The organism is Nitrosomonas communis, from assembly GCF_024102715.1.
GTDB classification, from domain to species: Bacteria; Pseudomonadota; Gammaproteobacteria; order Burkholderiales; family Nitrosomonadaceae; genus Nitrosomonas; species Nitrosomonas communis_B.
Window position 1 is genome coordinate 1 of sequence record NZ_JAGFJM010000140.1, and the last position, 11,550, is coordinate 11,550.

Annotated in this window: 12 protein-coding genes and 1 pseudogene; 6 read left to right on the forward strand and 7 right to left on the reverse strand. The window is 45.1% G+C overall.

Annotated features, from left to right (window positions below; genetic code table 11):
• Window positions 1-114 (forward strand): annotated as a pseudogene (locus J5I83_RS13425) (IS5/IS1182 family transposase); the annotation flags it as partial.
• A gap of 420 nt (window positions 115-534) precedes the next feature.
• Here the strand turns inward: J5I83_RS13425 and J5I83_RS13430 are convergent.
• From J5I83_RS13430 to J5I83_RS13445, 4 genes are all read right to left on the reverse strand, one after another.
• Complete coding sequence (locus J5I83_RS13430; RefSeq protein ID WP_304056981.1) at window positions 535-1,047, reverse strand: hypothetical protein; 513 nt, start codon at window positions 1,045-1,047, stop codon at window positions 535-537.
• A gap of 379 nt (window positions 1,048-1,426) precedes the next feature.
• A complete protein-coding gene (locus tag J5I83_RS13435; RefSeq protein ID WP_304056983.1) occupies window positions 1,427-2,152 on the reverse strand; it encodes a BON domain-containing protein in 726 nt (241 codons plus the stop codon).
• A 333-nt stretch (window positions 2,153-2,485) separates the two neighbouring features.
• Window positions 2,486-2,818, reverse strand: coding sequence for a YceK/YidQ family lipoprotein (locus J5I83_RS13440; protein ID WP_304056985.1), 333 nt, complete (start codon window positions 2,816-2,818; stop codon window positions 2,486-2,488).
• 322 nt (window positions 2,819-3,140) lie between these two features.
• The gene (locus tag J5I83_RS13445) at window positions 3,141-3,464 is read right to left on the reverse strand and encodes a hypothetical protein (RefSeq protein ID WP_304056986.1); all 324 of its coding nucleotides are present in this window, start codon (window positions 3,462-3,464) and stop codon (window positions 3,141-3,143) included.
• Window positions 3,465-3,662: 198 nt separating this feature from the next.
• Here J5I83_RS13445 and J5I83_RS13450 point away from each other — a divergent pair, with 198 nt between their 5' ends.
• Window positions 3,663-4,226, forward strand: a complete 564-nt coding sequence (locus J5I83_RS13450) for a histidine phosphatase family protein (protein ID WP_304056989.1) — start codon at window positions 3,663-3,665, stop codon at window positions 4,224-4,226.
• Between the two features lie 70 nt (window positions 4,227-4,296).
• On the opposite strand, the gene J5I83_RS13455 is transcribed toward J5I83_RS13450, so the two are convergent.
• Entirely contained in the window at window positions 4,297-4,788 is a 492-nt protein-coding gene (locus J5I83_RS13455) for a HugZ family protein (protein ID WP_304056992.1), read from the reverse strand.
• A gap of 232 nt (window positions 4,789-5,020) precedes the next feature.
• Entirely contained in the window at window positions 5,021-5,653 is a 633-nt protein-coding gene (locus tag J5I83_RS13460; protein WP_304056994.1) for a phosphoadenosine phosphosulfate reductase family protein, read from the reverse strand.
• Window positions 5,654-6,048: 395 nt separating this feature from the next.
• Here J5I83_RS13460 and J5I83_RS13465 point away from each other — a divergent pair, with 395 nt between their 5' ends.
• Window positions 6,049-7,155, forward strand: a complete 1,107-nt coding sequence (locus J5I83_RS13465; RefSeq protein ID WP_304056995.1) for a lytic transglycosylase domain-containing protein — start codon at window positions 6,049-6,051, stop codon at window positions 7,153-7,155.
• 93 nt (window positions 7,156-7,248) lie between these two features.
• Here the strand turns inward: J5I83_RS13465 and rlmKL are convergent, their stop codons facing one another.
• Window positions 7,249-8,304: a bifunctional 23S rRNA (guanine(2069)-N(7))-methyltransferase RlmK/23S rRNA (guanine(2445)-N(2))-methyltransferase RlmL gene (rlmKL, locus tag J5I83_RS13470; RefSeq protein WP_304056996.1), complete on the reverse strand. Its 1,056-nt coding sequence runs from the start codon at window positions 8,302-8,304 to the stop codon at window positions 7,249-7,251.
• 437 nt (window positions 8,305-8,741) lie between these two features.
• Here rlmKL and J5I83_RS13475 point away from each other — a divergent pair, with 437 nt between their 5' ends.
• The 3 genes from J5I83_RS13475 (at window position 8,742) to J5I83_RS13485 (ending at window position 11,504) form a co-directional block, all read left to right on the forward strand.
• Window positions 8,742-9,173, forward strand: coding sequence for a glycine zipper family protein (locus J5I83_RS13475; protein WP_304056999.1), 432 nt, complete (start codon window positions 8,742-8,744; stop codon window positions 9,171-9,173).
• A 187-nt stretch (window positions 9,174-9,360) separates the two neighbouring features.
• Window positions 9,361-10,215: an Hsp33 family molecular chaperone HslO gene (locus J5I83_RS13480; RefSeq protein WP_304057001.1), complete on the forward strand. Its 855-nt coding sequence runs from the start codon at window positions 9,361-9,363 to the stop codon at window positions 10,213-10,215.
• Window positions 10,216-11,018: 803 nt separating this feature from the next.
• Window positions 11,019-11,504, forward strand: coding sequence for a DUF1353 domain-containing protein (locus J5I83_RS13485; RefSeq protein WP_304057003.1), 486 nt, complete (start codon window positions 11,019-11,021; stop codon window positions 11,502-11,504).
• The last annotated feature ends 46 nt before the right edge of the window (window positions 11,505-11,550 follow it).

The window sequence follows — 11,550 nt, forward strand, 5'->3', positions numbered from 1 at the left end:
TTCGCATGGTTGGAAAAATGCCGGCGGCTGTGGAAAAATTGTGAACGTAAACTCAACACCAGCCTACAGTTCGTCCATCTTGCTTTCTTGGCGTTGTTACTGCAAAGACTTTGAACAGACTCTAAGAAAGCCCTGTATTACTGATGCAGGCTTTAGCAATAGATCATTGGGATCAAGCTGCAAAAAAGATTTGCTCCAAACAAATCCCACTGATGGAAAGCTATGCTAAGTGTGAGCATTTTTATCACCAGGTCGACTTGCAATAATGTTGTGGCAGAAACCATCATCGGGCTACACAAAACAGAAGTAATTTGGCAGCAGGGGTTATGGTGACAGATCGATGCCGGTAGATATGTCGGTCTGGGATGAGTTGGCTGGTTCAACCACCGTCGGTTTTCCGATTCTCTAGAAAATCAGAAATGATTCAAATACCACAATCTGCCATGGGTAGAATGAATGTCAAGTCAAATTGCCTTGGCGTCGTTTTGAAAAACACGCTTTAGTGAAATATGATTTAAATCATGCTGAATCCAATTATTGATTATCTTTATCCAGAACAAAACTTCCCGATTTGTCATTCACGGAAACTTGATAGGTCCCTGCCGGTAAGCCATATACATCTAATGGGATAGTAATCTGAAATGGTTCCACCACTGTAATACATGCTGTATCGGGTTGAGGTGGAGTCATATTGACCGCAATTTCAAAACGATTGTTTGCATAACGTTTATTAATTGGCCCGAGATGATGGCAAGGTGTAGCAAGAAAACCTGATACCGCAACATGTATTTGTATTGGAAAACTTTCTAATATTTTTACTTCTATTTCATCAATAAATGCCTGCTGAGCTTCACTTGCTCGTAATAGGTCCCAACGACCATCGGGTGCAAGTTTAAATTCAGCATTTTGATATTTTCCTACTTGCTCAGGTGTGTCGACCCGAGGTATTTCAAGAATATTGTTTTGGAAACTGGACGCATCTTCAGCTAAGGCGCTACTGAAATATAATCCCCAAGACACAACCAAAACCATGAGATATCTATTCATAATAATTCTCCTGATCATCTTCTTGAATCCATAATCAAGGTGTTATGGGAATTATAGCTGTTATGCTATAAAGTGAGGCTATCGCCAAAGCAGGCTATGTGAAGCTAAGCGGCAGCCTGTTTTTAATTTCCAGTTTTCCAGAAGAGCTAACTTATTTTTGAGCTTAACCGATAAACGGCGTTCAGTATTTGCTCATACTAATGATTCTAAATAGAAAAAGGAATCTTAAGTTATGGCTGCACAGTTCTGCGTCGCTGTGCTCGCCCGGCCGCTTGCCTTATTACCACACACAGAGCTATCTGATCTTCGGCAGCGCGAAGTTGACCTGCCGCGGCTATGATCGTTCGCCAGAAGACTCGTCGCCGTGATGCGCTGAAGCCTACCCGAGCAGCTCAAGATTATTGACTACGCGGTTGACGGCGAACACGTACCAAGTATCGAGTTCGGCGCGCCGGCTTTCATCGGCGGTGCGCACATAGCCCTGCAGCGTCACGATGTAGTTGCTGCACTTGACGTCGATCTGTTCGGGTTGCACGAATGGATCCATCTCGAATACCAGGCGCACAGCATCGATGACTTCGTAGTCGGTGTCTTCCTCCTGAGGCACAACGTCGAGTGAGTTGATAACGTCGCAGCAGCCGGGCGTCCACCAGGCAAGCACTCCAGCGATGCGCTTGTGCGAAAGGCTGATCACTGCACCGCTGAGCGTGACGATCCCGTCATTGACTTCGAAGTTGATTGATCCACCGTTGTCGGGCGGTGCCTCGCGCAACATCTCGAGCTTACCGTTACTGACGACGCGCATCGTGCAATTGCGCAGTTCGTTCGCGTTAAGCAGGAAGTTTGCGAGCGAGTCACGAATTGCGCCGTCGCCGCGCCGCTCAGAGGGCACGACGCGCAGCCGATCGACGACTTCGTGCGTGCCTTCGATCGCGCCCGCTGCTTCGAGAGCGAGCTTCTTAGCAGCGATGTCCGCGACTACGCCTTCCATCACCACTGCACCCTGCAATACGCTTACCTTCACAGGATAGTGGTGCAGGTTGATGCGTGGCTCGTTTTCGAGAATTTGCTGGATATGCTTTACCACGGCTTGAGTTTCGTTCATTTCGGTCTCCCTGTTATTTGATTCGGGGTATAGGAAAAATAAACGCTCTTTTTCATAGGAAATGAAAGTACAGGAAAGGGAATAGAGTGTCAAACGCTCTGATAAGCGATCAAGAATTCAAAATATTTATGTTCATTTGATAGCAAGAATTGCTGGATTTAGACCATTTTTTCCTTTCCGGCAAAAGGAGTGCGCGGAGAGAACATTCGGCCCCGTTATGAAATGAAAGGAGTGTGCCTGGAATCAGAAAGATTTAAAAGGATCAAAAATTTATGCTGGTACTGCTGTTTTGGCTAACTCTCAAAAGCCCAGAATAATGTTTTCATATACCTTCTATTTGAGCTTAATATCACCATTGTTGATTTGTGTATAGACTGTATAGGGAAGGGCAACTGTATCCAAGGCGCCTGATAATGCCATATCAACGAATATTAGCTGAGGTATCGGCGCTAGCCATAGTGCCATTTGCGAAGGCTTTCCCCGTAGAAGGCAAACATCGTAAGAAACACCACTATAAATCCGTGGTATCGTTTCACAGGAGGTTTCAATCCGATTGAGATTGCGCTTAGTAACCCAATCACCTCGAATAACTGTATTGATTGTGCCACATCCAGCCAAGAGTACTGCTATTGAGCAAACAAATGCATATTTTAATTTGCTCCTCATTAGTAAAATCACCCAGCAAGTAAGAGAATAGAATATGAAAAAAAAGCGATATTCTTCTGGACTCTACAAAGTTAAAATTCTCGATAGCTAACCGAAAATGGGTTTCTTATTCTGAAAGTATTTGTTTCAATGCTCATTATATTAAAATTTAATAGGCTTCGATTGGAGATTCGAGAAGATTAAGACATTGTTAATGCGATTCTCTCCATTAACAAAACGGGTGCTCACTGGCGTATGTTGCTTACGGATTGGTGTGCCTTGTAAAGTTTCATGCTTTTTCTCTGCGGCAGGGTTGCGGCCCACAACAATATGATCTAGCAATTTATGTGCTTCTTATCAGGCCAGTACCATCATCATTTTTACCAACGATGATGACCGCCTCTATGACCTCCCCGGTATCCACCCCTGAAGTGTCTATGCCCGCCACCGAAATGTCTATGTCCGCCCCAGTAATGTCTGTGCCCACTACCGAAGTGTCTGTGCCTGCCATCAAAATGTTTATGTCTGTGGCCGAAGTGCCTGTGCCCGCCATCAAAGTGCCTATATCCGCCAAAGAATCCTTGGTTACTGTAGAATAATGGCCGATATCCGTAACCGTAAGTAACTGTTCCATAATAGCCTGTTCCTCCATAATAAGGAGGGGCAACACACCCGCCCAGGAAAGGAAAAGCAATTACGGCAAAAAGAGTAAGAATTTTTTTTCCATTCATGACCTCTCTCCATAATCGTGCTCGTAGTATTCGTATAGTCAGTTCTAAGAAAGATTTATCAATTAATCCGGCATAATTGATAGTTCGTTATGAAAATTGTATGACCTTGAAGCTGAATGGCAGATGAACCCAAAATGATCACACACATCCGTAACATGGTTATCTACTTCATGCGCCATGGACGCACTAACTATAATGATCTTGGCTTGTGTAACGATGATCCTGCACGGGATGTTCATTTAACGGAGGCAGGCATAGAGCAGGCGCAGTCGGCTGCATTAGCGCTGCGTGATGTAGCATTTGAGCGGATTATTGTTTCACCCCTGCCACGCACATACCAAACTGCGGAAATCATAAACCGTCACCACTTAGTGCCGATTGAGGTGCATGCTGATCTTGCCGACATCCGCTCCGGATTTGAAGGCATGCCAGTGGCTAACTATTTTGCAGCGATTAGCTCTGATCCACTACGCAAGCGCGTGAATGGCGGCGAATCATTACTGGATCATAAACAGCGTGTGTTGCGTTTTATCGACTGGCTAAAAGTGCAGGAGGATAAAACGGTGCTGGTTGTCGCTCATGAAGAAACGATGCGGGTATTTGTTGCCTATTTTGAGGGAAATGTCTCAGATGATCGATTAAGAGATATTCATGTGACTAATTGTGAATACAGGCACTATGTGTTGCATTGCACTTAAATGCCAGACGCAGTGCAACAGCATGCGTAATTTATGCTGCTCTGTAAATTATTGATAATTAAAGTAATAATTACTGATGCAAGTTATCATTATTGACATCAATAGTGAAGGCCTGACCAAAACCAGCAATATACCGTCCGCTTTCCGGATGTAGCGCAAATAAATGAAAGTCTGGCAATGTGGCTAGCACGCTAACAACATTGCCAAATTTTTCCTGTAATGCCGCTATCTGCTGCATATATATTTCACTATCCCGCTTTATTTCCTTAACGCGACAATTTAACACGGCCCGTTCTCGCACAAAAAGATTACGAGATTCCGATTCTGGACGAATAAGCAGAATTGATGCGCATGGATTATTGAGTAAATTGACCGTATGCTCTGCCAGTTCACTGACATAAACATAAAAGTACCCAGTCTGATCCCGCACAAAAGGGGCGTAGCTGCTATTTGGAAAACCATTGGTTGTAGCAGTGGAAAGAATAAGTGTTTGTTGGGATACCAGCAGTTGATGATAACGTCTGGTTAACTCATTGAGCTCTTGCTGGTTGATTTCACTCATAGAAAAGCGCTGTCAATTCAATGTTATTCTATTTCCAAATCAAAAATGACGCGAAGGCGAGCCGCAGACAGTATAAATAATACGGCAAGGTGAAGCCGACAAAGTCAGTTTTGATTTAGAAATGGAATTATATGTTGTATATATTGAATGTGTGCAGATCAAAGCTAACTTTGCGTAAGTATTGATACATGTTCCTGCGCACGAGTTAAGCATACGCGGGCGTTTTACTTCCTCATTTAACGTGCAAGCCGCATTCGCGTTTTTCATCAGCTTTCGCCGGGTCGAAGTAATCCCACTCATTCGGTAAACCATGCTGCTTAAGATAGGCTTCCATATCAGCATCCGTCCAGTAGAAAACGGGGCTGACTTTGATCGTGTCATAATTTGTATCCTTGGAGAGAATATCCAGACTGGCGCGATTCGGATTCTGCACTTTGCGTAATGCAGTAATCCAGACAGTAGGCGCAAGTTCCTTCATGCCACGTTGAAACGGTTCCAATTTCATCATTGCGCTGAACTTCATCAGTTCAGCTTCATCGTCGAGAGTTGGGATTGAACCATAAAGTGCATCCCGGTGGGCAGCGGTTAGCTTGGGTACATAGGTTTTAAGGTTGAGATTGAGTGTTTGCCGGAGCTTTTCGGCATATCTGTAAGTCGCCGGTCGGTTGTAACCATGATCTACCCAAAGTACCGGAATATCCGGTTGTATTTGAACACAGAGATGAAGAATAACCACTTCATAAGGGCGGAAGTTGGTTGACATAATAGCGCGGCCATTTGCCTGCTCGATGGCCCAGCGCACTATCTCCAGCGCAGGTTTATTTCGTAATGCAGCATTGTACTCTGCAATTTGATCATTCGTCATTTGAAGCGGATTAGCTTGGTTAAAGTGGGAAATAAGTCAGTTTCTGCCAGCAAAGTACTAAAAATGCGATATGTTGTCAAACATGCAAGTAAGCAATTAAAATGGTTTTTTTGATTCAGGTTGTGAGTCCTGACAATCAGTGGCGAGCTTCCTGCAGCGATGATTTTTACTGGACGCTTCTTCATCAGCAAAAAGCGCTGTTTTTTACGATTAAATTCATTCTATTTGAAGGCTAAGATTGTCTTATCATTTCAACTGTTTTGCGCAAAAACCTTATCAAATAATCACTTTATCTACGAAAGCAGGTAGCCAATAAATACTCCGGACATCGCGGTAATTATTTACTGATCAATTCAGATACCGTTGATTTATAAACTGTTTAGAATCTTATTCTGATGGATAAAGCGGCTAACCTCAGCAATTCTAGTCCTGCCAATATAAAGCCAAAACCGAGGCGCACACGTGGCCCTATCACGCGTACCGACCCAAGCAAATCCGGGAAACGGTCAAAAAAATACCAGCCTGGCAGCTTCCGGCGAAAATTATTACTGGTAAGCATAGAAATCATCAGTCTGGGCCTTACGGCAGTTCTGGCTATTATGGTGTTGTTAGGCTATGCCGCGAACCAGTTTTCTGGCACCAGTTTTTTTAGTAGCCTACTGCCGTTTGCTATCGGTGTATTAGCGTTGATACTGGTTGTGGCCGTTTTTTTTATCGGCTGGTGGAAACTGAGAAAATGGCTGCAGCTTCATTCTGAATTATTGACGCCGCTGCTATCGTTCTCTTTTGCCTTGCTAATCACCTGGTTCGTTATCCATGGTCAGTTCACCCTGGCTTACGGAAATTTCCGTACGCTGGTTGGAGGTAAGGAAGAAGCAGGCCGAATGACCATTGCCCATCAAGTCTATGCAGCTTATCGCAGGTATAACCCGTCACAACTGCAGAAAATGATTAATCGGTCACAGGAGTATCGGCAGGCTATCAAAGATGCAGCCAACGCTTTCGATGTCGATGTCAATCTGCTGCAGGGTATTGCAGCGACAGAATCATCATTCATGCCGAGAGACAGCAGCGATGGTGGACGCGGTTTATTCCAAATTACCCAAGTTCCGAGAACGGTCGTGGCGCAAGCGCTTAAGCGGCTGAATGCAGAAAAAATCTCTCTGGAAAATCCATGGCACAATGCTTTTATCGCTGCAGCTACATTTAAACACTATTTGGCTGAAATGAAAGGTGATCTCTTTTTGGCGCTATTAGCCTACAATATTGGTCCTGCTAACGGTGGCCTGCGCTTTATCATGCAGCAATACGGCGCTTCCGATTTCACCACCATTCAGCCCTATTTGCAAACGCTGCCGCGTGACTATCCGATACGGGTATTATCCTACTCCCTGGCGTTTCGTCTCTGGCAAAAAGAGGGTAAATTGCTCGCCTACGAAGAAGGAAACAATGCCATCCATATTCAGCGTATTGGCATACCAGGGTTGCATGCCGGTTTATAATTTTCAGCGTGATGGCCAGTTTTTAATCGTCAAGCAGCAATTGCAATATCACTGCCAGCCAAATGTCTGCTGTGAAAATGCGCAAACATTCGCTCAGCGAGAAATTCTCCAGCAATAATGAATCTTGGCGTTACGGGCGAAATCCTCAGGGATCATCAGCGCGCTGATATCATCCATGATCAAATTCGCCAATGCTTCTCTATCCATTCTGAAGCGACGGAAATTGGTTGAGAAATATAATACTCCGTCCGGTGCCAGCAAGGCTGTAGCGTTGCGGATCAATTGCACGTGATCACTCTGGATGTCGAAGGTTTGTTCCATTTTCTTGGAATTGGAAAAGGTCGGCGGATCGAGAAAGATCAGATCAAATTGCGGTTTTTGTCTGGAACTGGCCTGCTCAGCTAGCCATTGCAGGCAATTGGCGCGCACCAGCTTGTGATGGCCGCAGATGCCATTGAGATCAAAATTTTGTTGCGCCCAATCCAGATAAGTGTTGGACATATCGACAGTGACGCTGGCCGTTGCACCGCCAATCGCTGCATGCACTGTGGCACTGCCGGTGTAGCCGAATAAATTGAGGAAATGTTTGCCTTTTGCCTGTTGCTGAATCAGCAAACGCATCGGTCGATGGTCGAGAAACAGGCCGGTATCCAGATAGTCCTCAAAATTCACCCAGAATTTGCAGCCGCCTTCTTGCACGACATGAAAGTGGCCGGAATCGCCCTGTTTTTGGTATTGATTGGTGCTTTTCTGTTTGCACCGGATCTTTAAAAACACCTGCTCGGCAGGGATTTCCAGCACCTTGGTTATTGTCGCCATTGCCCCCGCCAGCCGCTGATTGGCCTTGGCCGGATCAATCGTTTTGGGTGGCTCGTATTCCTGCACGTTGACCCAGGTCTGCTCGCCGTGATAAACATCCACTGCCACCGCATATTCCGGTAGGTCGGCATCGTATAGCCGGTAACAATACACCTGATTCTGCCTGGCCCATTTGGCCAATTTTTTCAGATTCTTGCGCAAGCGGTTGGCGAACATCTCTGCTTGACTGTCTGGCTGTTCGTTCTGGGTGCTGCGGTTGATCTGCTCGATGCGCTGCCGCTGGGATTTGGCTTGCAGCTGAAAGAAGGGCTTTTCCAGGTTCTGTCGCATTATCTATCTACAAAAAATTCAGAGTGAATAGTTTATCTTGTGTTGAAACAAGGTGATTTTATCCTGCCAAAGCATGAGTTTGTTTCTAAGAGATAATTTGTTGTTTGCAGCCATTATCAGTTAGCCCGTGGATCATGTGTATCAATTCACTACCCCCGCAAGTTAACAGCAGGCATTAGTCTGATATTGTGCCTGATACCTGATGCTCTCGCCATCTTGGCTCGCTTTAGCGCGTTTAGCAGTATCTATCTTGTAACTTAAATCATTGCAGACGCCATGGTTGGCAACAGATATCATATTGATTGGGTTGTAATGGAACTTCAAGGTTCAATGTTATACCAATCACGGTATAGGGTACTGGGAATTAATCTGCTGCCATGCAAAGTTCAAGCTATACTCATTCAATCAGGAGGATGGATGGAACGAGGAGTGATGCAGTGAAATTAGTGAAGATACTGAATCTAGGGTTAATCTTATTATGGCTTCCAGCTTGCACGAGCATGCAGCCCATCTTGTATCCCAATGCTCATCTTCAATCAGTTGGAAAGGAAGTTGCGGTGCAGGATATAGAAGCTTGTAAGCAACTTGCTGCATCAGCAGGCGCTGAGGAAGGAACAGGCAAAAGTGGCGATGTTGCCTCGAGTACAGTCATTGGCGCAGGAATTGGCGCTGCAAGCGGCGCTGCCGGAGGAGCTGTTACCGGTGCAGCCGGCACTGGTTCCATGGTTGGAGCAGCCAGCGGTGCTGTGTGGGGATTCTTGCGGGCACTTTTTTCTGCAGGAAGGTCCTCACAGCCTAACCAGGCCTATGCGAATTTTGTGACCCGTTGTTTGCATGAGAAAGGCTACTATGTTACAGGCTGGCAGTAGAGATCATAAGCCTGGCGGGAGCTTAAGCTAACGATTAGGCTTGACTCCTTGAATAAGAAATATCATCAACATGAATAACCGGAAGCAAAACGATCCGAGTAGCCTGCCAGTATCAATAAAAGCCACAATTTGCGAATTGTAAGCACTGTGTTACCGGTATAGGCGGCAATGCAAAGGAAACATTGAAATGAACAACTATATACAACGTTTTTTACTGGAAGATTTGGACATACGCGGCGCAGTGGTGCATCTGGACAGCGTATGGCAGCAAATGTTGCAAGATCGCAATTATCCGGCTCCCGTCATCCAGTTGCTTGGCGAAATGAGCGCCACTACGCTGCTGCTGGGATGTAATCTCAAGCAGCTTGGACGTCTCACCGTGCAGCTGAGGGGCAATGGTCCAGTTTCCATGCTGGTCATTGATTGCAATGAAAGCTTTCATTTGCGCGGCATGGCGAAATATGCTTCCCAGGTTGCAGCGCAGCCAGTACCCGATTTACTGGGACATGGCCAGTTGGTGCTGACCTTGGACATGGCGTCCATGCGTGAAGCTTACCAGAGTATTGTGCCACTTGATGGCGATACTATTGCCGAAATCTTTGAGCATTATTTCAGGCAATCAGAGCAACTGCCATCACGCCTGTTTCTGGCTACATCAGCGGACGCAATTTTTGGCATTCTGTTGCAGAAACTGCCTACCGCTGATCAACAGGACGCCGATGGCTGGACGCGCATCGAAGCACTTGCTGCAAGCGTACAGGATCAGGCTATGTTCAGTTTGACCACTGAAGAAATCCTTACACGCTTGTTTATTGAAGAAACCATTCGCATTTTCGATGCAGAGACAGTCAGCTACGGTTGCCATGAAAATCCGGCTAAAATCTACAGTATGCTGCAGTCACTGGGCCGGGCAGAAGTCAACGCCATTTTGCAGGAACAAGGCGAAGTCGTCGTGCATGACGATATCTGCAATCGTGAATATCGCCTTGATGCATTGACTATTGATGCCATCTTTCGTGAAGCTGGGTCGACGGTGCATTGAGTCTTACTTACAGCACTAATTTGGCTGTGCGTGGGGATATGTCCTGTGACGCTCAAGTTTTCCTTCAGTAGCTGGGTGATGTGATGGAATCATCTCAACTGCACAGCCGTACCGTTATTTGGCTTATTATCGTATGATATGCTCCCACTGGAAGTTGGGCCTCTCTAATATCTTTTCCTAAATTCACGCTCCTGTTCCATCTGTTCTTTCCTGGCTTCCCATGCTTCCTTATATGAATGGTCTGGCCTGAACCACTGGGATAGAAAAAGCTGTTGTAATCAGTATTGCAATGAAAGTGATGCCTGTTTTTGTCATAATTTTTCTTCTCTTTTATCACTGATAATTTAAGTCAAATTACTGATCAGTTTTCTTTACATTTCATCATGACTTCTTGAGTTTTAGAGAAACTGATCGATTTGATTTTCATATCATAGTAGATCGTACCAGCTTGACAATTGCTAAAAGAAGAATGAAATAATCTTTATTTTTTTCTCTGAAGTTGTTTTCTGTTTCAGAGCGGTTTGATTATTATCCACAATTTTCGTGGATAAGGCTGTGGGTAACTGTGTTATGTCGAGCAGGAGTAAGGATTATTTAAGGTGCTGCAAAATGTTGCGCGCATGGAGAAATAAAAATTGTATGCATATGCATTATTGCCTGCCCATTTCGCTATTCGTTAGCATGAGCATGCAGCAAGCTGAGTTGGTTTGATTGATTGTGTCAGCGCAGCTTTAGTTGTCAATCTGCTTTATTGGATGCTTTTGTTTATGTATTGATCTGTCTCAAAATGATTGGGGGCTAAAATGTCCGAGTTTGCAGTTAAATGGATCTATGTTCTTGATAAGGACTTTTCCTATAATATCGCGCCATATCTGCCCCAGGAATTTTCGGCTGGCTGCGCTTTTGAGGATCGAACTGGTAAGCGCAGGCTGGAAATTCATCCAGATGGAACAATGAAAGTGCTTGCCGATTATGCATGGGACGGCTGCACGCCAAAATTTGCTTTGTGGGATATTTTATTGGGCATTCCAGATGGCGTACCCAATTACCAAACAAAAAAACCTAAGGCATATTACGCTTCGCTATTGCACGATGTGCTATATCAGTTTCTTGATGCGGATCTGCCTATTTCACGCCAGAGCGCCGATAAAATCTTTTATGAATTGCTCAAGAGAGATCATTTCGGGCCACGTTACATTTACTATGCGGCTGTTCGTATCTTTGGCGGAATCTTCAGATTAATCACTCGCTGGAAACGTCGCTACCAAGGAAAGAAGCTTCCGCTATAGTGACTGGTGTGACGAATGATCATTTCTGATTCATGCTGAGCTTCAT